Source organism: Planctomycetota bacterium, from assembly GCA_016125255.1.
Lineage (GTDB): Bacteria > Planctomycetota > Phycisphaerae > Phycisphaerales > Zrk34 > RI-421.
Genome location: WGMD01000016.1, coordinates 37,180 through 57,875, shown reverse-complemented (window position 1 = coordinate 57,875; position 20,696 = coordinate 37,180). Strand labels below are relative to the sequence as shown.

14 protein-coding genes and 1 pseudogene are annotated in these 20,696 nt (G+C 62.6%); 9 read left to right on the top strand and 6 right to left on the bottom strand.

Features of this window, described 5'->3' with window-relative positions:
• Positions 1 to 12: 12 nt before the first annotated feature.
• Positions 13 to 1,224, bottom strand: a pseudogene (locus tag GC162_13395) (DUF1549 domain-containing protein).
• Between the two features lie 262 nt (positions 1,225 to 1,486).
• Here GC162_13395 and GC162_13390 point away from each other — a divergent pair.
• Positions 1,487 to 2,056 (top strand): hypothetical protein, encoded by a 570-nt coding sequence (locus GC162_13390; GenBank protein ID MBI1369634.1) that lies wholly within the window; start codon positions 1,487 to 1,489, stop codon positions 2,054 to 2,056.
• Positions 2,057 to 2,153: 97 nt separating this feature from the next.
• Here GC162_13390 and GC162_13385 read toward each other — a convergent pair whose 3' ends face one another.
• From GC162_13385 to GC162_13370, 4 genes are all read right to left on the bottom strand, one after another.
• Complete coding sequence (locus GC162_13385) at positions 2,154 to 3,692, bottom strand: sulfatase-like hydrolase/transferase (protein MBI1369633.1); 1,539 nt, start codon at positions 3,690 to 3,692, stop codon at positions 2,154 to 2,156.
• A gap of 77 nt (positions 3,693 to 3,769) precedes the next feature.
• Positions 3,770 to 4,576: a polyphosphate kinase 2 family protein gene (locus tag GC162_13380; protein MBI1369632.1), complete on the bottom strand. Its 807-nt coding sequence runs from the start codon at positions 4,574 to 4,576 to the stop codon at positions 3,770 to 3,772.
• Positions 4,577 to 4,580: 4 nt separating this feature from the next.
• Positions 4,581 to 5,483, bottom strand: coding sequence for a hypothetical protein (locus GC162_13375; GenBank protein ID MBI1369631.1), 903 nt, complete (start codon positions 5,481 to 5,483; stop codon positions 4,581 to 4,583).
• A 37-nt stretch (positions 5,484 to 5,520) separates the two neighbouring features.
• Entirely contained in the window at positions 5,521 to 6,972 is a 1,452-nt protein-coding gene (locus GC162_13370; protein ID MBI1369630.1) for a sulfatase-like hydrolase/transferase, read from the bottom strand.
• A 226-nt stretch (positions 6,973 to 7,198) separates the two neighbouring features.
• Here GC162_13370 and GC162_13365 point away from each other — a divergent pair, with 226 nt between their 5' ends.
• The 4 genes from GC162_13365 to GC162_13350 all read left to right on the top strand — a co-directional run bounded on the left by GC162_13365 (position 7,199) and on the right by GC162_13350 (position 12,334).
• Complete coding sequence (locus GC162_13365) at positions 7,199 to 7,726, top strand: sigma-70 family RNA polymerase sigma factor (protein ID MBI1369629.1); 528 nt, start codon at positions 7,199 to 7,201, stop codon at positions 7,724 to 7,726.
• The gene (locus tag GC162_13360; GenBank protein ID MBI1369628.1) at positions 7,723 to 9,081 is read left to right on the top strand and encodes a hypothetical protein; all 1,359 of its coding nucleotides are present in this window, start codon (positions 7,723 to 7,725) and stop codon (positions 9,079 to 9,081) included. Before GC162_13365 ends, GC162_13360 begins: the two co-directional genes overlap by 4 nt.
• Positions 9,082 to 9,142: 61 nt before the next feature.
• On the top strand, positions 9,143 to 11,473 hold the full coding sequence (locus GC162_13355; GenBank protein MBI1369627.1) for a hypothetical protein: 2,331 nt from the start codon (positions 9,143 to 9,145) through the stop codon (positions 11,471 to 11,473).
• Between the two features lie 60 nt (positions 11,474 to 11,533).
• Positions 11,534 to 12,334, top strand: a complete 801-nt coding sequence (locus GC162_13350) for a prepilin-type N-terminal cleavage/methylation domain-containing protein (protein ID MBI1369626.1) — start codon at positions 11,534 to 11,536, stop codon at positions 12,332 to 12,334.
• 7 nt (positions 12,335 to 12,341) lie between these two features.
• Here the strand turns inward: GC162_13350 and GC162_13345 are convergent, their stop codons facing one another.
• Positions 12,342 to 13,631 carry a hypothetical protein gene (locus GC162_13345; GenBank protein ID MBI1369625.1) on the bottom strand — a complete coding sequence of 430 codons (1,290 nt, stop codon included), beginning with the start codon at positions 13,629 to 13,631 and terminating at the stop codon, positions 12,342 to 12,344.
• 89 nt (positions 13,632 to 13,720) lie between these two features.
• Here GC162_13345 and GC162_13340 point away from each other — a divergent pair, with 89 nt between their 5' ends.
• From GC162_13340 to GC162_13325, 4 genes are all read left to right on the top strand, one after another.
• A complete protein-coding gene (locus tag GC162_13340) occupies positions 13,721 to 16,831 on the top strand; it encodes a hypothetical protein (protein MBI1369624.1) in 3,111 nt (1,036 codons plus the stop codon).
• Entirely contained in the window at positions 16,828 to 18,450 is a 1,623-nt protein-coding gene (locus tag GC162_13335; protein MBI1369623.1) for a family 10 glycosylhydrolase, read from the top strand. The genes GC162_13340 and GC162_13335 overlap by 4 nt, the downstream gene beginning before the upstream one ends.
• Before the next feature lie 69 nt (positions 18,451 to 18,519).
• The gene (locus tag GC162_13330) at positions 18,520 to 19,047 is read left to right on the top strand and encodes a sigma-70 family RNA polymerase sigma factor (protein MBI1369622.1); all 528 of its coding nucleotides are present in this window, start codon (positions 18,520 to 18,522) and stop codon (positions 19,045 to 19,047) included.
• On the top strand, positions 19,044 to 20,621 hold the full coding sequence (locus GC162_13325) for a hypothetical protein (GenBank protein ID MBI1369621.1): 1,578 nt from the start codon (positions 19,044 to 19,046) through the stop codon (positions 20,619 to 20,621). Before GC162_13330 ends, GC162_13325 begins: the two co-directional genes overlap by 4 nt.
• Positions 20,622 to 20,696 lie beyond the last annotated feature (75 nt).

Here is a 20,696-nt window from a genome sequence, read left to right as displayed (position 1 = left end):
AGCGATGTCAGCCGCAAGCTTGGGGCGCGATGCATCATCAAGCGTCTGAATCGCGCGGGCGATTTTCAGATTATGGTCATACGATTCGAAGCGCACCTGGCGATAGCGGCTGCTTTGAAGGAAGCCGAACAGGGCGTAGTAGTCCTTGGTGCTGATGGCGTCGAATTTGTGATCGTGACAGCGGGCGCAGCCGAGCGTCATGCCCAGGAAGCTTTTGCCCATGACATCGACCATGTTGTCGAACCGGTCCGCTTCGTCCTGCTGCAAATCGACCGGCGAATGCACCCATTCGCCCAGCCACCAGAACCCTGTCCCGAGCACCGACTCGTTGAAGTCGCCCGCCTTGCTCATGCGCGGCTCGGGCAACAGATCGCCCGCGATCGACTCCATCACGAATTGCCTGTACGGCACATCGTCATTGAGCGCGCGAATCAGATAATCGCGAAACTGCCACGCATTGGGAACGTCATAGTCAAACTCGTGCCCGCGCGACTCGGCGCAACGGAAGCAGTCCATCCAGTGCCGCGCCCACCGCTCGCCGTAATGCTCCGATCCGAGCAGCCCGTCGACGACCTTCTCATACGCATCGGGCGATGGGTCATTGACGAACGCTTCGACCGCTTCGGGTGTCGGCGGCAATCCGATGATGTCAAAGTAAACGCGACGAATCAGCGTGCGCCGATCCGCATCACCCGCCGGCTTGATCCCCGCTTCCTCAAGCTTCGCGAGAACGAAGTTGTCGATCGGATCGCTCGCCCACTTCGTGTCTTTGACCTGCGGCACCGGTGCGTTGGTCACGGGTTGCCACGCCCAATGCTCCGCCCGCCGCTGCTGTAAATCAAAACCGCGATGCGTCGCCCCCGCGGATCCGCCCCCCGGCACCGGTTCATCCGGCCAGGGCGCGCCCATTGTGATCCACTGCCTGAGCGTTTCGATCAGCGACTTGTCCAGAGGTCCGTCCGGCGGCATCTGAAGTTCGCTGTTGCCGTACCCGACCGCTTCGATTATGCGGCTCATCTCCGGCCGGCCCGGCACAATCTCCGGCCCGCGCTCGCCGCCTTTTAAGATGAAGCTGATGTGGTCCCATCGCAGACCGGCCTTCTGCTTGTCGGGGCCGTGACATTTGAAGCAGTGCTCCGCCAGAATCGGGCGGACCTTGTTCTCGAAGAACGTGACGCCGTCGGCATCCGCCGCCTGCACCCGCCCCGCCGCCGCGATGAGCATCGCGATGCCGATGAGCCGGGTTGTCCAGCATCGTGTCATGAGTAATTCCGTCGCACGCTCAAACGCCCATTGCGGGGCGTTCAATGCGTGCCGGTCAGTATAGACCGCCGCCCCGAAACCGACCCATGAGATTCTGCGGCAAAGTTTTTAGAGAATCAGGCATCATAACCCACGCGAAGGGGCAGGTAGTGAGCCACATCCGGTAATATGCTTGTGCCGTCGTAAATATCACATTCGGCATTCAAGATGAGCCGGAAACTGAATGTTCAAATACAAGAAACGACGCTACATTGTCATCGCCGGCTTGGTGCTGCTCATCGTGGGCGGAGTCTTCATCGCCAATCAGATCTACCGGCGCCAAGCAAGGCTTGAAAAGATTGCCACGATCAAAGCGTTTCTTGCTGCGAACGTCGGCCGCGACTTCCATCGGCTGTTTCCTGACGCCAGCTACTCGATGGGGCTTTCTAAGAACGTGAGTGCTGGGCAGCGTGATTGGCGACCCATACTCATAGCGAAGGCCGTGTTACACGAACGCTATTTTGTCGATTTGACTTTCCCCTCAACGCTAAAACCAGAAACCGACGAATCGGATATCGTTGTCTCTGAGATTTCGGAGTTGAATTGGGACGCAGAATTCAAGGAAGTCGAATCAATAAAATTTGAATTCAGAGAGATATTGACGGCGGATCAATGGAAAACGCTCGTTGCCGCGAATGGCGATTTGAGGTCTATAGGAATAGCCGTCGTCGAAAACCATCCCGTGCTCGGCGCATATCGATACAAGGACAAAGATGGATGGGCCAATTTGAACGTTATAGCAGCCGGAAAATGATTTGCGGCAAGTGCAATCGAGTGCCAGTCGCGCCCGCCGCGAGCGGCGTCGCTAAACTGGGATGGCGGCGCCCCCCTTTCCGCCATCCCCCTTCCCCTTACTTTCCGATGTGCTGCTTGTAATCGACTTGGACATCGTTGGACTGCTGCGAGCCGGGGGTGCTGCGGCCGTCGGCGATGTACTTCTCCAAGAGCGCCTTCATCTTCGCGACGACTTCGGGGTGGTCCTTTTCGACGTTGTCCTTTTCCGCGATGTCCTTGGACAGATCGTAGAGCTGAATGTCGGGAAGTTCGGCGACGGGTTTGGTGCCGGGGCGGGGGCCGCTCCATCCGCCGCTGGAGGCGCACATTTCGAGTTTCCAGTTGCCCTGCCGGAGGGAGAACGAGCCGTTGATGGAATGATGGACGGTGGCTTCGCGGATCGGGCCGGTCGTTTTGCCCACGAGCGCGGGGAGGATGCTCACAGAGTCTTCTCCGGCGTTGTCGGGGATTTTCGCGCCGGTGATTTCGGCGGCGGTGGCCATCAGGTCGGTGAGGCAGATTGTTTCGTCATACTTTGAGCCGGGCGCGACCTTGCCGGGCCAGCGGGCGATAAAGGGAATGTGGTGACCGCCTTCGAAGATGTCGGCCTTTTCGCCGCGGAAGATGTAGCTGGGGTTGTGACCATGCTCGGCGAGCTGCTTGAAATTGGCGGAAGGCGAGCAGCCGTTGTCACTGGTGACGATGACGAGCGTGTTCTCGGCGAGGCCGGCCTTGTCGAGCGCGGCGAGCACTTCGCCCACCGCCCAATCGGTCTCCATCACGTAGTCGGCGTAGTCGCTGATCCCGCTCTTGCCTTTCCAGTCGGCGTTGGGCGCGATCGGCGTGTGCGGCGAGGGAAGCGGCATGTAAATGAAAAAGGGCTTGCCCGCCTTGGCGTCCGCGGCGTGCTTCTCGATGTACACCACCGTGTGCTTCGTCACTTCGGGCAGGACGTTTTCGAGCTTGAAGTCATCGGCGACGGGACCTTTGCGATGCGCCCAGAGCTCCGCTTCCTTGGTCGGAATGCCGACGGAGCGGTCGTTGTCGATGAACAGGTACGGCGGCATGTCAAGCGAGGCGCTGATGCCGAAGTATTCATCAAACCCGCGTGCAATCGGGCCGTCCTGAATCGGCTTGGCGTAGTCGACTTTCCATGCGTCCTTATACCCGGCCCCGAAGTTGCCTTCGTCATCCGCTGCCCCGCCTTCCTTGAGCGGCCAGTTCATGCCCAGGTGCCACTTGCCGAAGCAGCCCGTCGCGTAACCCTCGGCCTTGAGCATCGACGCCACGGTCATGCGCCCCTTCTCGATGAGCGGCGTGCTGTACCCGCCCAGCACGCCGTGCTGGAGCCGGCTGCGCCAGTTGTAGCGACCGGTCAGAATGCCGTAGCGCGTCGGCGTGCACACCGCTGAACTCGAATGCGCATCGGTGAACGTCATGCCCGTCGCCGCAAGCTGGTCCATGTGCGGCGTGGCGATCTTGCCTTCGGCATTGAGCGCGTGCACATCGCCGTAGCCCAGATCGTCGGCGAGGATGTAGACGATGTTGGGCTTGTCCGCGCCGATCGCCATCGAAACACACATCAGAACAGCAGTCGTTACGAGAAATCGGCGCATGGCGAACCTTTCATGAAAGCTGGCGGACTTCGCAGCACAACGCGGACAATCCAGCCGATATTGCCCGCAATTGCCGGTCATTCGACCGTGAATTTCGTCGGGTCGATCGTCGGTTCCGGGTACTTCATCTTGAGCCCGCGCAGCGTATTGACCAAGACGCTCGTCACCGCCCAATCCCGATACCACCGCCGCTCCGATGGGATGACGTACCACGGCGCGTCCTTCGTCGTGCACCGGCTGATCGCTTCGTTGTACGCCTTCATGTACGCATCCCACCGGCCGCGCTCCGCCAGATCATCCGGGCTGAATTTCCAGAGCTTGTCCGCCCGATCAAGGCGACGCTGCAGGCGGAGCTTCTGATAATCCTTGGAGATGTGCAGGAAGAACTTGACGATCGTCGTGCCTTCGTCGCTGAGCATCTTCTCGAACGCATTGATGTGATCGTACCGCTTCTTCCACACCACGTCGGGCGCCAGTTCCTTGACCCGCACGATGCCGACGTCTTCGTAATGCGAGCGGTTGAAAACGCAGATCATCCCGCGCTCAGGCGTCTCCTTATGAATCCGCCAAAGAAAGTCGTGCGAACGCTCCAGCGACGACGGACCCTTGAAGCTGTGCACCCGGCAGCCCTGCGGGTTGACCTGGCTGAGCACTTCGCGGATCGTCGAGTCCTTGCCGCCGGCGTCCATCGCCTGCAGCACGATCAGCAGCGCGTGCTTGTTCTCGGCGTACATAAGCTCCTGAAGGTCCGCCAATTCCTTGGCCATCTTCTGAAGCTGATGATGAGCTTTGTCCTTGTCGATCCCGTCGCCGCGGGTCGGGATCTTGTTCAGATCGACGCGCGACTTGGGTTTGATGCGGTGGCGATCCACGAGATGTTTCATGCCGTCATTTTAACGGAGGCCACGGCAATTGCTGACCATTTGTCGTGAGAATCTGAAAATCGTGGATGCCGTGCTTTTTGTCGTCCTTGTAGGTCCAGACGACTTTCTTCTCGGGCGTCACCTCAAAAAGCTTCACCGCGCCGGGGGTGCGCGAAGCGTAGGGAGCGATGACGGTGTTGCCGTTGGGCAGGCGCTGCACGCCGCACGCGTCGTGAATCAGCGGCTCGGGCAGGTCTTCGTTCGTAAGCTGCCAGACGATCTTCCCCTCGGCATCGAACTCGGCAACGCGATCCGAGTGCGTCAGCCCGCAGAGCGTGTGCCCATTGGCCAGGCGAATCGCAGTGAACGGCCATGTTTCGATTTTGTGCTGCGTGTCGCCGGGCGCGGTCGTATCGATCACCGCCAGCACCTTGCCGGTCGCATCATATTGTTTGACCGCGAAGTCCAACAGATGCGGCACCAGATACGTCCCATCCGCCAGCTTCCGCGCCATGCGCGTCTGCATGTGCACGTTCGGCACCTGACACTGAAGCGGAAACTCCACCGCGACCTTCCCCTCACGCGTCAGTTCCATCAGCTTCGGCATCGCCCCCCCTTCAACCGTCAGAATGTTGCCGCTTTCGAGCGGCTCGACGGCGTGCGTTTCACCCTGCGTGCCTTTGTACTCGAACACCACCTTGTTGTCCGGCGTGACCTCCACCACCGCGCCGCCCGGATACTGCTTGTTCTTCGAGACCGCCATGAGAATGTGCCCGTCGGGCAGCACATATCCGTCGCGCGTCCCGGCGGGGTAGGTCCATGTGACCTTGCCGTCTTCGTCGACGATGTACGTCTCCTGCCCCGCGACGAAGAACGAATGCCGGATCGCCGGCTCGTCCGCCCGGCTGATCGTGACCAGCGACACCATCACCAGCAACATCCCATGAACGATTCGCATAGATGACTCACTTATTTCGGAGGTTGATCCACTTGGCCGCATCGGGCCGATGCGGACCGGGGTCGAAGAAACGGGCGCCGGTTCCAATCACGTTGTAGTCGCCGAGATCTTCGCGCGCCGCGTCGATACGTTTCATCAGGCGCGCGACGATGTCGGGATGTTCCGCCGCCACATCGTGCTTCTCGCTGATGTCGTCATCGAGATTGTAAAGCTCCGGCGCGGGTACAGCGTCGATCATGCGCCCGTACCAGCTCGTCCACGGCGGACTCTTGGGCCGGGGCAGCACGAGTTTCCACGCCCCGTCGCGCACCGCCTCCAAATGCGTGTACGCATAATAGAAGAACTCGTCGCGCGGACATTCTTGCGTGTTTCCCCGCCAAAAATCGCTCATGTCCACGCCGTCGATCTTCCGATCCGTCGGCAATTTCGCTCCGGCGAGCGACGCGAACGTCGGCAGCACATCGAGCGTCGTCACGATCGCATCGCTGACTTTCCCGGCGGGCACATGCCCCGGCCAGCGCACGACGCCCGGCACGCGCAGCCCGCCTTCCCATGTGTTCATCTTGAATCCGCGCAGAGGATACGCGCTCCCTCCGTAGTCGCCGATCGATGCTTCGACCCATGGCCCGTTGTCGGATGTGAACACGACGAGCGTGTTGTCATCGATGCCCAGTTCCTTGAGCGTCGCGAGTACCTGTCCGACGCCGAAGTCGATTTCCTGCGTCGCATCGCCGTACAACCCGCGCGGGCTCTTGCCCCTAAAGTCCTCCGATGCACCCAGCGCGACGTGCACCATGTTGTACGCCAGGTACACAAAGAAGCGCTCACTCTTGTGGTCACGGATGAATTTGACCGCTTCGTCAGTCTCGCGTTTCGTCAGCGTGTTCACATCCGCGTCGGTCTCGAGCCGTTCGCTGTTGCGGTAGACTTCGGTCTTCCAGGTCGCGGGTTCATGCTCGCGCGTGTGACCATTATGCGCGGGCGTGCCGAAGAAGTAGTCGAAGCCCTGTGCGTTGGGCATGCGCGATGCATCGAACGGTCCGGTGCCGCGCCCCTGCTTGCCCGCGCCTTCGCCGGCCAGATGCCACTTGCCGATGAGCCCCGTGGCGTAACCGGCCTGCTTGAGCAACTCGGCGACGGTGATTTCGTCGGCGTGCACGACGGTGTGCCCGCTCTTGGTGTTATGTGGCTCGGCGATGCGGATGGGGTAACAGCCGGTCATCAAAGCGGCGCGACTCGGCCCGCAGACGTTCTGGGCGTAAAAGCTTGTGAAGCGAATACCCTCGGCCGCCATGCGGTCGATGTTCGGCGTCTTGATCAATGGCGACCCGAAGCAGCCCACATCGTTGTAGCCCAGGTCGTCGACGAGGATCATGACGAGGTTCGGCCGCGCGTCCTCCGCCGCACGCACCCACGCCGCCGCCAGCAGCAGCACGATCAGCCAGATCAGTGCACGCAGCACCGGCCATCGTTTGCCTTCGATCGTCATGTGCATCCTCAGGCGCCTCGGCGGGTGTGAATGGGTCATGATACGACCCGCCCCCCGCGCGCCAATGAGTTTTCGCCTGAACCTCTTGAGGATTTGCGGCGTCCCCGCCGATCGCCCCGCAGCGATAAATCCGCCGCCGGGATGATTCGATTCTTGACGCAAGTGGTATTCACTGGGTAGAGGATTAGCCGCGCGCATGAACGATCACATGAAATACAGCGATCTTGTCGGCCTCATCGCCGAGTCGCAAGCCCGGCTTTATGCTTACATTACGTCACTTCTCCCCGATCCTGATCACGCGCATGACGTGCTTCAGAACACCAACCGCGTGCTTTGGGAAAAGGCCGAATGGTACGACCGGAATGTGCCGTTCATGACCTGGGCCTGCGGGCTGGCGCGGAATCAGGTGCGGGCGTTCCTGCGCGACCGTAAGCGTGATCGTCACGTGTTCAGCGACGACGTCGCCGACCTGATCGCTACTGAAGCCGAGCGACAACACGACCGTGCTGACCATCGACTCGCCGCCCTCCATCAGTGTCTCGACAAGCTTCCCGCTCCGCAGCGGCAGATGTTGCGCGATCGCTACGGGCCTGAAGGTTCGGTCGCGCAGATGGCGGCTCAACGCGGTCGCCCCGCCGCCTCGATCTCGATGACGCTCGGCCGCATCCGCCGCCGACTCGCCGAATGCGTCCGTCGCCATCTGACGGAGGTCGATCACGGATGAACGCGCCGCTGATGAGCCAAGATGAGTTTCATAATGCGGCGGCCCTGTGCCTTGACGGGGTCATCGACGAAGCAACCCACGCGCGCTTCGAGTCGGCCCTGCGCAGCGACTGCATGTTTCGCCAGCTTTACTGCGAACTGGCGCAGACGCATGCCGCGCTGGCATGGACGACGCGCTGGCAGGTCAGCGTGACTGATCAGGCGCCCCGACCGTTGCCGCGCGACGGCGGCTCGGCGCGATGGATCGCCATCGCGGCGATGGTGGCGCTGGCGGCGGGCATCGGGTGGCTGTACTGGCAAAGACCCATGGAGCGATCGCCTGTGGTCGTCTTGCACGCGGATGGACCGGGACTGGCGATTGTGACGGACAAACAAGGCGCGGTTTTCGCCGATGCAGCGGACTCGTTGGCGCTGGGCAGCGCGGTGATGTCGGAGCCGATTCGTCTGGTGCGCGGGGCTGCCCAACTGATGCTCACATCGACGGCGGTGATCGATCTGAACGGCCCGTGCGAAGTGCAGATCACCGGGCGGAATGAAGCGAAGCTCGTGCGCGGGCGCCTCGAAGCATTCGTGCCCAAAGAAGCGCACGGGTTCACCGTGACGCTCCCCGACGGCGGGCGGGTCATCGACCTGGGCACGCGCTTCGTCGCCAGCGCCGACGCGATGGGCAAGTCGACGGTGTTCGTGATTGAAGGAGCGGTCAAGGCGGTGCGCGGCGATCGCAACGCGCTGGTTCATGTCGGTCAGGTCGCGCACTTCGAGCACGACTCGGTGCGCATCGCGCCAATGTCGGCGCAGGCGCTTTCGCCGCTCTTGGGAAAGACCATCGCGATCAACAATGGTGATTTTGAGAATGGGCTTGAGGGCTCGGAGTCGCTGGCGAGCGGGTGGTCCAACCTGCCGCAGGCACGGCGGGACCGCGGATTCGCCTACTCGGGCGATTACGCCATGCGGTTCACCAATGAAGGCGGATTCAAGTATCGCACGATCGTACAGAACCTGGGCAAATATCCGGCGGGGACGCGGCTGTCGATCGTGGCGATGGCGCGACACGAACCGGAGGCGCCACTGACCGGCGGACAGGTCGCGCAGATGAACGTCGCGTTCTTCGACGCCGAGCATCACGAGAAGCGGATCCTTGAGCCGATCGTCACAGCCGAGATGCCGGCGGGCGTGTATCGCGCGGCGGTACTGCGGGCGACGGTGCCGACGGGTACGACGGAAATTCAACTGGCGATCGGCATCGCATCGGTGGACGAGAAGCGCGCGGCGGTGGTGCATGTGGATCAGGTGATGGTGTTCGCCGAGCCGCCGGAAATGAGCAACGCGCGGACGCCGAGTTTCGGCAAGCCGTAGGCGCAAGCTCGGATCGACGGATCGAAGAAGGACGAGGCCTCGAACGAAAGGAACGAGAATCATGTCGAGAAGCAAGCAAAGTAAGGCGCGGCAAGGCGGATGGCAACATCGGAGAATGATCGCGGCGGGAATGGCGATGTGCGTGGGCGTCATCGGCGCGCATCGGGCCGATGCGACGGACATCACCTGGAGCGGCGGGACGAACACAACATGGAGCAATGCGGGCAACTGGGCCGGCGGACCCCCGTCGACGGGCGACAACGCCGTGTTCACCGGCACGTTCGCCAATCAGCCGAATCTCATCGCCAACACCGGCAACTTCGGCGGCATCTGGATGACCGGCACGCTCGGTCAGAACGTCGTGCTCACGGGCGCGTTCGAGTATGACATCGTCGGCAACACCATCAACGGCAGCCCCGGCCTTGGCATCCTCATCGACAACACCGACAGCCGCACGCTCACCGTCGGCTCCACCTCGACCATCAAGGTCATGGGCAACCAGAACTGGCGCAACAACTCCGCCAACAACTTCACCGTCAACGCCGCCGTCAACATCAATGGCAAGGACCTGTTCCTGGGCGGGTCGGGCAACATCATCATCAACGGCGTCATCAGCAGCGCCACCGGCAATCTCAATAAGGGCGGCAACGGCACGACGACCCTCGGCGGCGCCAACGCCAATTCCTTCGCCGGTCTGACTACCGTCAACCTCGGTACGCTCATCCTCGACAAGTCCGCGAACGTCAACGCCATCGCCGGCGACCTGACGATCAACACCGGCGGCACCGTCCGCATCGCGTCGAACACGACGACCGGCATGCTCAACACGACTGCAACGAATCTGACCATCGCGGGCGGGACTTTTGACGTGCAGGGCAGCGGCTTCCGGACCAGCGTCAACACGATTAACTTCACCGCCGGCACATTCACCGACGGCGACGGCACGCCCAATACGCAGGTCAACCTCACCAGCAGCGCCGACAACGCCTTCACGCTCCGCGGCGGACTGGACGTCAATGTCGCCATCGCCATGTCCACGCACGGCGGCATCACCTACGACGCGACCGGCAATTTCGGCACGACTTCGTTCTCCCGCGGGCTGACGTTCGTAGGAGCCGCGGGCGATGTGTCGAAGATCGTCGTCGGCGACAGCACGGGCACGACGACGGAACTGACCGCCGGTTCGTACTCGGGCTTCAGCGGCGGCGGCAGCGCGTTCATCGGCGTGACGAAGACCGGCGCGGGCGCGTTTGAATTAACGGGCATTTCGACTATCTCGGGCACCATGACGATCGCGCAGGGTTCGTACATCGTCGGGGCGGACGCACTGGGCAATACGTCGGTGACGCAGAACGGCACATGGGCCAACGGCAACGCAACGATCAGCGGCATCGCCGATACCAGCGCGATCGTTGTCGGCATGAACGTCGCCGGCGTCGGCCTTAAAAGCACGAACCTCACCGTCGCCAGCAAGACCGCCAACTCGGTGACGCTCTCCGCCGCCGCTGACGTCACCGGTTCGGGCACGGGCGCGTTCTCCTTCGGCACGCGCGGCGCTCTGGGCTCGACGATCGGCGGATCCGTGCAGATCGCCGACGCCACCAGCGGCTCGACCCCCATCGCCCTGCTCATCGATGGCGCCTTCACCATCGGACGCAATCTGAACGTCAACAACCTCGGCTCCGGCGCCATCACACTCGGCCAGCGCACCAACAATACCGCCGCGTTCACCGGCAACATCGCCCTCGGTCGCTCCGTCACGCTAAAAACCCTCGTCACCGGCGCCAACACGCTGACCTTCTCTGGCAATCTCTCCGGCGCCGGCGGACTCACCATCGACGGCGGCGGCAAGCTTATCCTGTCCGGCTCCAACAGCTACGCTGGCACGACCCACGTCGCCAACGCCTCCACGCTCATCATCAACGGCACGCACACCGGCGGCGGACTCTACACCGTCGACGCCGGCACACGACTCGGCGGCAACGGGTCCATCGGCGCGAATGTGACCGTCAACGGAACGCTCGCTCCCGGCAACTCGATCGACACGCTGAGCATGATCGGCAATCTGATCCTCAACAACATCTTCGAGGTCGAAGTGCTCGGCTCGTCGATCGACAAGATCAACATCACCGGCAATCTGACCCTCGGCGGATCGAGCATCCTCGACATCATCGGCACGCTCACCGATTCGAGCTACACCATCATGACCTACACCGGCTCGCTCACCGGCACATTCTTCAATGTCGCCGACGCCGCCAGCCAGAACTACAGCGTCGACTACTCGGTCAACGGGCAGGTCCGGCTGGTGCAGAACGTCGTGTCCGTCCCCGCGCCGGCCGCGCTGTCGGCGGGGCTGGCGATGATGGGTCTGTTGATGCGTCGCAGGAAATAGCCGCGACACAATATGTCGCGCATCCGCGCCGCTCGTTGAGCGGCGGCTACAGGAAGCCCCATGCCAAGGCGCGCCTTTACGCTCATCGAAATGCTTGTCGTCGTGACAATCATTACCCTTCTGATGGCGATCCTCACGCCGTCACTTAGTAAGGCGCGCTACACCGCCCGGCTCACGATCTGTGCCGCGCAAGAGCATCAGATCAGTCTCGCCGCCCTGAGCTACGCCGCGGGAAACTTCGGCGTGTTTCCCTATCGAAGCACGTGCGTCGGGCTCAATCCCAAGCCGTTCCAGATCAAATATTACGACGAAGACGACCGCCCGATGTTCGCCAAATACTTTTCGTTCGATACGCTCCAATGCCCCTTCAATCGATTCACCGATCCGAAGTTCATCGAGACGACGACCGCAGATGAGATCATGCTCGGTTACGAAATGTACTTCGGCACGAGCGTCAACCGGAACGACCCGGCGTCATACATGTTCCGGCTCAGCGATCGACCGACGACGCCCGATCTTTGGACGGGTAAGCGCACCGAGGTGAGCGTGCTGGTGGCGGATCTGGACGTCGACTGGTTCTGGATTCAGAACTGGTACTCATCGCACCCCGACCGCGAACCGTCGAAACTCCGATTCATCCAGGCGCTGGGTACATCGCCTCCCGGCGATACGCACACCTTCGCACGCTGGGGCATCGGCCCGCCGGGCGAGCGCGGCCTCATCGATCGCAATTTCATCTTCCGCGATGGCTCGCATCGACTCATCACCGACATCGCCATGCACGATGATCGACTGGCGCGCATTTCCGCCAACAATCAGAACGCCGCGCAGCAGGTGTACACCTATGTGCCCCTCCGCTAGCGGGTCGTCACGCCGTGCGCGGCGCGATATCGATCGCGAGGCGGCGGAAATCCGCAATACGGTGAAACGTGCAAAGGTCCGCATCGTGCTGGTTGAGCCCGTCGACGCTGGTGCGGCTGATGAACACCAGATCGTCGCCATCGATCGCCGCGCACGGATACATGAACGACTGGCGCATCAGTTCCGCCTTCGCCACGCAACCGGCGGGAAACCAGCTCAGTCCGTCGCAACCGTAATGCAGATAAAGCGCCCGCCGATCGTTGCTCGGTCCGCCCTTGAGCCGGGACTTGTCGGCATGTTCAAACCAGCCGAGCTGGTCGAGCGGGTCGGCGACGAGGTTGGAGAGCATCCAGTAAAGCCGCGACTTTTCGTCGTGAAACATGAACATCTTGCACTGCGCACCGGGGATCGGGTGATAGTGCGAGAAAGTCAGTTGCAGCGCTCCGTTGCGATCGTCCAGATCGAACACCGCCGCGAGGGATGCGATCTGACCGCGCCCGCCGGTGTTGCAACGGGCAATGACGCGAAGCCGGCCGTTCACCTCGATGACATTGGGCTCAAGACATCGCATCGCCGAATCGTCGGCGCCACCGCTTTGCGAAGCGGGGATGCACAGCGTCGGCAGCGGCGGCGTGAGCACCTGCGAACACCGCCACGCCGCCGGGTTCAGCAGCCCGACCTTCAGATCGCACGCCACGCCGACGATGTTCGCGTAAAACGGATCACCCGAGTTCATCGCCCAGTAGAGTTGCCCCGCACGCACCGTCATCGAAGTCTTGCAGTTCCAGTAGGAACCCTCCAGCAGCAGCGTGGGTTTGGACCATGTGGCGCCGCGGTCTTCGCTGACCATCGCGTACCACGAACCGCCGTGACGCGTCTGGCCGAGCACGTGGAGCTTGCCCTCATGCACGATCGGCGTCGTGTCGGTAAAGGGTATTTCCGGAAGCGCCTGCCAGTTCTTTCCCCCGTCGACACTGCGATATGGCTTCGTAATCCAGGGGTTTTTCTCATCGCGCGGGCGGATGTGCGCCGTCACGAACAACTCGCCATCGTCGAATCGCGCCATGCCCGGATCGTGAATCCAATGGGTCTTGACGGACGGCGTGCGCGTGATGATCGTCGCCTCTGGTGCGAGGAGCAGCGGCGCGGACGGCGGCGATTTCGCTCCCTCGTCGGCGCGCGATTCGATCGGCGCGACTGCCCCGGCGGCCCAAACCAGACCCGCGCGGGCGATGAGCGATCGACGGGTCAGACCTTCGGGCGACTCGAACACGCAGTTGCGTTGAAGGTGGGTCATGGCGTTATGATACCCGCCGCGTCAATACGGCGAGGTTCCTTCGCAGTCGGATTTGGCATCAGCATCGCAACAATTCGTGGAGGCATCGCATGGTGAATTCGACATGCCGTTGGATCATGCATTCGTGGTTTGGGGCCGCGTGCTTCAGTGCGCTGATCGCTTCGCGAGGATGGGCCGGTGCGACGATCGACTTCCAGATCAATCGCCCCGGGCCGGTGTCGGTGGCGGTGTACGATGCGCACGGGCACATGGTGCGCACGCTCATGAGCGGACAAACGCTCGAACCGGGCAAGCACAGCGCGACATGGGACGGACTCGACGCGCAAGGCAAGCCCGCCGCGGCAGGATCGTATCAATGGCGCCTGATGCGACATGACGGGCTGACCGCCACATACCTGCTGTCGCTGGGTACGAGTTGTTCGTATCACCACTGGCCCAGCCAGCACGGTGGGCCGCGCGCGGTGGAGGCGATCGGCGGGCGGCTGTACATGACGGCAAGTCTGTGCGAGGGCTCGCCGCAGGCGGTGTGCGTCGATCTGGATGCGGACCTTAACGACCCGAACTCGAGCGGGTATCACTGGGCGATGCCGACGCTCGAAGGTTGGCATCAGGGCGCGGACCTGACGGTGCTGGGCGATCGCATGTATTTCATCAGCATGCGCCACTACAACGACAAACCCGACGAGCGCTTTCTTTACGTGCGCGATATCGCCACTGGGGAAGGCGTTTCCCGCGGGATGCAGGTGACGCTGCCGCTGACGGAAGCGGACGCGTCGACGCCGACCCCCGTCACGATCGAGCGCATCGACGCCGCGGCGGGACAACTTGTCGCCGCGTCAAGCAAGGGCGTCATCGGCTGGCTCGACCCGCAGACGCTCAACGTGCTCAAACACCGCAAAATGCCCGCGGATTTGAAGGACATCGCCGTGACGCCGGCGGGGCAGGTCGTGGCGCTTTACGCCGATCGACTGTTGCTCATCGCCGACGACGTCGCGGAGCCCAAGACGCTCATCGACAAGCTGACCGATGCACGATGCGTCGATGTCGACCTCGGTTCGGGCGAGATTCTGATTTCGATCGCGGACGAGGATCAGCGGATTCATCGCTTTGATGCGAACGGCAAGCTGATCAAGTCGTACGGACAGATCGGCGGGCGGCGGCTGGGCAAGTATGTCGCGGAGAATTTTCGCGAGGTGCTCGACGTCGCCGCCGACGGGATGGGCGGGTTCGTGATTACCGAAACGGAGGCGCCGAGGCGGACCGCGCACTTTGATCGCGAAGGTCATCTGCTGCGCGAATGGTACGGCGGGCAGCAGTTCTACACGGACGCGGTACCCGACCCGGAGGATGCAACACAAGTCTGGATGGATACGCAGTGGAATTCGATCATGCACATCAGCGTCGACTACGCGGCGCGACGGTGGAAGGTTATCGGGGTGTACAAATGGGCGGGCGACATCAACGGCGATAACAAGGTCGATGTGCAGGATGATTTTTTCATCAACACGTACAAGATGGCGCAGGGTCATCGCGTGCTGCGGTTTGATCTGAACGGGGATGGCAAGAAGGAAGTGTACCTGTCGGGACCGGGAAATGGCGGATATCTGGCGGAGCCGGATGACGCGACCGGGATGCTCAAGCCGGTGGCGTTGTACGCGGGGATTCTGCCGCGGAAGAGTTGGGATTGGTGGAAAGTTGAGGCGAAGGATTATTCACCTCTGTTTCTGGAGGCGATGGCGGCGAAGGGGATCAAGGAGGACGACAAAACATGGGGCGAACGAAGAAAATGGCATCAGTTCACATGGGCCGACGCTAACGGCGATCACGTGATGCAGCTTGATGAATTGACGATTCAGACGGATCTTCCGCGGACGGGTACGCCGGACGTGGGGCGGAATCTGTATATCGACGATCAGCTCAATCTGTACATCGCGATGAACCCGGCGGGATGGCGGATGGTGCCCTGCACGGGGCGGACGCCGACGGGCGCGCCGGTGTGGAGCCCGGACAAGGTGATCAACCATGAGCAGAACATGCCCGCAGGAGAGGTGCAGGGGATTCGACCGGACGGAAACGGCGGATGGTTCGTCGTCGCGCATCACACGCCGGCGGGCGACGGGTACAAGTCCGACGAGTTCGCGCCGCGCGGGCACGGCTTCCGCTGGCCCGGCCCGCTGATTTCCGCCAACTCGGTCTACCACGTCAACGCGTCGGGCGAAGTGACCTGGGTCAGCGGACTGCACGCGGCAGTGTTCAATGACTATCGCGGGCGACTGCACTACCCCGTCGACGTGTGCGGCCCGATCGACGGGATCATCGGCGTGCCCGACAAGATCGTGCACCCGTGCGAGCTTTGGACCACGGACGGACTGTACGTCGGCGGCGTGATGGACCACGGCGCGGACGATGGTCTGCCGCGCAGCGTCTACACATGGTGGCGCGGCGACATCAGCAAGGGCGACTACGCAGACGGATGGCGCAACTTCGCGCTGCACCAGTACGACATGCAACTGGGCGGCACGCTCGTCAAAACCGCCGACGGGCAAATGCTCTGGTTCGGATCGGGCTGGAACAACATCCCCGTCTACCGCATCGACGGGCTGGACAAGATCGAGCGGCAATCGGGCAGTGTCGAATTGAAATCGGCCACGACGCCCGCTGTCGGACAAGGCACCGGGCTCAACGCTACGTATTTCGTCGGCGAGGATTTCACGGGCGAGCCGATCCGCACGACGATCGACCCGCAGGTGTGGTTCGGAGTGTACGGATATGCGAAACACTTGGGCGTCTGGTGGCCGCGCGTGGGCGAGAATGCGGATGCGGCGATGCCATTGACGGATCAGACGCGCAAGCGCACGCCGATCGGCGCGGAACTGCCGGCGAAGTTCTGCGTGCGTTGGGAGGGCTTTATCGAGCCGAGGTATTCGGAGGCGTATGTGCTGGGCGTGTATTACCACGGTGCGAAGATCTGGCTCGATGACAAACTTGTGATGGACACGGCGGGGAAGAAGGACAAGCAATGGACCGAGCCGATCGCGCTGACGGCGGGCCATCGGTATGCGATCCGCATCGACTGGCAGGCGACGGAGGGGGCGAATAGCGATGCGCATCTGGTGTGGTACAGCTTCTCGCAGGCGATCGAGCATGTGCCGACGACGGCGCTTTACCCGGCCCGTCCTGTCACGGAGGTAAAACCATGATGCATTCACGGGGCGCATTGCGATGCGGCATGTTCGTTCTGCTGATGGCGACGGCGTGTGTCGCACCGGCGGAGGACTCGGCGAAGCGGACGCGCGCGGCGGCGGGAGCGCATCGGCTGGTGCTGTGCAATGACGGAGGCACGCTGGCGGCGCCGGACATGGAGGGACCGATCGGTGCAGCGGGGCTGATCCGCTCGACGATTGATCCCTTGCGCGACACGATGATCGACACGCTCTACTGGCAGCTCGGCACGGACCCGTACAAGGCGACGCTGTCGTCGCGATTGAGCGACTGGTATTCTCACGACACGAAGATCGGGCCGCGCTGGGGCGATGGGATCAAGCGGTTTGACACGGCGGGGGAGTGGCGGGTGTACGCCACGACGCAACAGTTGATCGAACAGGGTCAGGACCCCCCGGCGCTATTGATTCGCGAGGGACACAAGGCGGGTATCGCGGTGTATCTGTCGCTGCGGTTCAACGACACGCACGATCATCATCTGCCGGACACGCTCAATAATCGGTACTTTTCGCCGATGAAACGTGAGCATCCGCAATGGCTGTTGGGTGAGAAGGATTGGCGAGCGACGTCGTACAACTTCGCGGTGCCGCAGGTGCGTGCGTACCGGATGGCGCTGATCGAAGAGACGATCGACAAGTACGATCTGGACGGGCTGAACCTCGACTTCTGCCGCTTTCCGTACCTGTTCAAGACCGGCGAGGCGGAGCGCGGCAAGGCGCTGATCACCGAGATGATCCGCAAGACGCATGCGCGGATCGAAGCCAAGCGCAAGACCGCGGGCCGAAAGGTCGGCTTGTCCGTCCGCGTGCCGGGGTCGCTGGCGGAGGGATTGGCGGCGGGAATCGACACAGCGACGTGGATGCGCGAAGGGCTCGTCGATTATGTCATCGTCGGCGCAGTGCAGGGATGGGAGCACCCGCTGCCGATCGGCGAATATCGCAAAGCGGCGGAGGGGACGCAGTGTCATGTCCTGGCTCAGAACCTCGATGCGTTCATGGAGCCGCGCCCGCGCTCGGCGGCGGTTTTGTTCGGTGAGAAGAATTACAACTCGACCGAAAAGTTCCGCGCCGCGGCGGCGGTTAACTGGGCGCGCGGGGCGGAAGGCATTCTCATCTGGAACCAGCATTTCATTCCGTTCCTCAACGATGCGGGCTTCGATCGACAGAACTGGAAGGAGATCGGCGACCCGGCGACACTCGCCCGACTCGACAAGCATTACACCGTCTGTCTGGCCGATCACGGCGGGTCGATGCCGCTCAAACTCGAAGTCGGCGAGCCGGCGAAGGTGAACATCGAGATCGCCGACGATCTGCCGGCCGCGCGGCGCGACAAGGCACTGGCGAGCGCGACACTACGTCTGCTCATCGAGCAGCTCACCGGGCCTGATGACGTGACGTACCAGCTCAACGGTCAGCCGCTCGACCCGGCCCAGGCAGTGAGGCGGATCAATTACAACGACACATGGCTCGATTTCGACGTGGCGAACGTGCTGCGAAACGGGGACAACGAACTGGTCGTCACGGTGCGGGGGCGGAACGCGTCCGTGGCCGCGCCGCTGAGTTTGCGGAGCGTCGAGACGCTGGTGAAATATCGCTGAGTCGGGTGCAAAAGGGTTGTTGAGATTTGGGCCGAGTAAGGCGCTTCATAGAGAAGGAAGCGCGCAACGATGCGGTTTACAAGGCGGCAGCAGCAATTCGGGCAGCAATTGACCGGCATACAACCCCGGCTCTATTCGTATATTATGTCAATTCTGCCCGATGCCGATGCCGCGTCGGAAGTCCTCCAGCGCACCAATCTCGTCATCCTCCAAAAAGCCCACGAATACCCCGACGGCTCGGACCTGACGGCGTGGGCCTGCCGGATCGCCTATTACGAAGTGCTCGGTTTCCGGCGGGACCGGGCGCGGAACTGGTCGCACTTCAACGAGCGCGACCTGGAGCAGATCGCCGCCGCCGCCAACGATCGGGCGGCTCACTTCGAGCACCGCCGCCGCCTGCTCAATCAGTGCATCGAAAAGCTCACACCCGATCAGCGCGACCTGCTGCTTCGCCGCTACACGTCCGGCGAGCCGGTGCATCGGCTGGCTGAACAGATGGGTCGCCCGGTCGGATCGATCTCGCAGACGCTCTACCGCATCCGCCGCCTGGTCATCGACTGCGTCCGGCGCACCGGCGCGGAGGAGGCGTCGACATGACCCACGACCTGACGCCGCCGCGCGAACTGGTCCGCCTGCTGACCGCTCTCCTGGATGGTTCGCTGTCGACGGATGAGCATGCCGCGCTGTTGCAAGCCGCCGCCGGCGATGCGCGGGCGCAGCACGACTACCTGGACCTCGTCGAGATGCACGCCATGCTGTCATGGCAATACCGCGCCGCCTCCGTCGAGATTCGGCCGATGCCACTGCACGCAAACAATAACGCATCGCGGCGGCTGATCGTCGTCGCCATCGCGGCGGTGCTGGCGGGTCTGTGCATGATCATCGGGCTGCGCTATCTGGCGGATCGCCCTTCGATACGGCCGGTGTCGCGCGATCAGTCCGTCGCCCTGCTGACCAATGCACAGGATGCGGTGTTCGCCGATGCGGACGCATCCTTGCAGCTCGGCAGCACGCTGCCGCCGGGGCGGGTGCAATTAACCTCCGGCAGCGCGCAGTTCATGCTCAATTCCGGCGCGGTGGTCGACCTGACCGGCCCGTGCGAATTTGAATTGACGGGGACAAACGGTGGATTCCTCAAGAACGGGCGCCTGCAGGTGTTCGTGCCCGACAAGGCGCGGGGGTTCACGCTCACGACGCCGGGGCGGGTGCGCATGATCGACCTGGGCACGGAATTCGCCAGCATCGTGCGGCCGTCGGGGCGGGTCGAGCTGCATGTGCTCGTCGGCGAAGTTGAATTGCGCGATGCGAACGATCGCGTGCTGCGGCACGTCACTTCGGGGTACGCGGCGGCGGTCGAGCCCGACGGCCGGTCGGGGCCGATCGCGCTGAATCTAAGCGGGCTCGAGCCCCCGCGTGAACTCGTGCAGCAGTCGCCACCGAAGAATCTCTTCAAGCCGGCGCGATCGAAGGCGCAGGTGGTGGCGGGCTATCAGCGTGACTTTGCGACGTCGACGCCCACGGCGGGATGGCGCTATCTCTGGAACGCGCCGCGCGATTGGGACGCCAGTGCGAGCCGCAACTTCGCCGACGGCGCCATCTGGGACGCCGGCTCGTATCGACCGCTCAAGCCCGCTGGCGATTTGTGGACGGCCGACGGCGATCGCGATGGGACCAACCATGCGCCGGCGCTGTTCATGCGTCTGGCCGCCAGTTGGGGGCACCCCGGCCTCGGGGCGCAGCAGACAATGTTGCCCGAGCCCGGCGCGACGATGGACCGCGCCAACCATGTCGACCGCTACGTCATCGCCGCGTGGACCGTCGATCGCGACGGGTTCTACGCCGTGACGGACAGTTCGATCCGCCTCACGAACCCCGATAAACAGGGCAACGGCGTGAAGGTGCGCGTGTTCACTTCGTACAGCGTGATCCGACCGGCGCTGAGCGTACTCGCCGCCGGCGCGTCGTCGACGTCGTTCGACACGGACCTGGGTTATCTGAAGCACGGACAGATGATCTACATCGCGGTCGGACCCAATGGCAACTACAACGCCGATGCCTTCGCCTTCGATTTCGATATCACGTGCATCGCAGCGCGATCGGAAGGCGTCGAGCCGGCGGATGTGGTGCATGTCGAGACGGAAGGCGAGCGGGCCGGTGAGAAGAATCCATGAACGCATCCGGCCCATCGCGGCGGGTCGGGGAGGCGATCGAATCAGAGAATGGCCATAGGCGCATCGAACCAAGAA

Excerpts from the sequence above, each read along its gene's own strand:
- GC162_13385 (MBI1369633.1), bottom strand. The coding sequence starts at position 3,692 with ATGCGCCGATTTCTCGTAACGACTGCTGTTCTGATGTGTGTTTCGATG.
- GC162_13380 (MBI1369632.1), bottom strand. The coding sequence starts at position 4,576 with ATGAAACATCTCGTGGATCGCCACCGCATCAAACCCAAGTCGCGCGTC.
- GC162_13365 (MBI1369629.1), top strand. The coding sequence starts at position 7,199 with ATGAACGATCACATGAAATACAGCGATCTTGTCGGCCTCATCGCCGAG.
- GC162_13375 (MBI1369631.1), bottom strand. The coding sequence starts at position 5,483 with ATGGTGTCGCTGGTCACGATCAGCCGGGCGGACGAGCCGGCGATCCGG.
- GC162_13350 (MBI1369626.1), top strand. The coding sequence starts at position 11,534 with ATGCCAAGGCGCGCCTTTACGCTCATCGAAATGCTTGTCGTCGTGACA.
- GC162_13345 (MBI1369625.1), bottom strand. The coding sequence starts at position 13,631 with ATGACCCACCTTCAACGCAACTGCGTGTTCGAGTCGCCCGAAGGTCTG.
- GC162_13360 (MBI1369628.1), top strand. The coding sequence starts at position 7,723 with ATGAACGCGCCGCTGATGAGCCAAGATGAGTTTCATAATGCGGCGGCC.
- GC162_13330 (MBI1369622.1), top strand. The coding sequence starts at position 18,520 with ATGCGGTTTACAAGGCGGCAGCAGCAATTCGGGCAGCAATTGACCGGC.
- GC162_13325 (MBI1369621.1), top strand. The coding sequence starts at position 19,044 with ATGACCCACGACCTGACGCCGCCGCGCGAACTGGTCCGCCTGCTGACC.
- GC162_13335 (MBI1369623.1), top strand. The coding sequence starts at position 16,828 with ATGATGCATTCACGGGGCGCATTGCGATGCGGCATGTTCGTTCTGCTG.
- GC162_13340 (MBI1369624.1), top strand. The coding sequence starts at position 13,721 with ATGGTGAATTCGACATGCCGTTGGATCATGCATTCGTGGTTTGGGGCC.
- GC162_13355 (MBI1369627.1), top strand. The coding sequence starts at position 9,143 with ATGTCGAGAAGCAAGCAAAGTAAGGCGCGGCAAGGCGGATGGCAACAT.
- GC162_13390 (MBI1369634.1), top strand. The coding sequence starts at position 1,487 with ATGTTCAAATACAAGAAACGACGCTACATTGTCATCGCCGGCTTGGTG.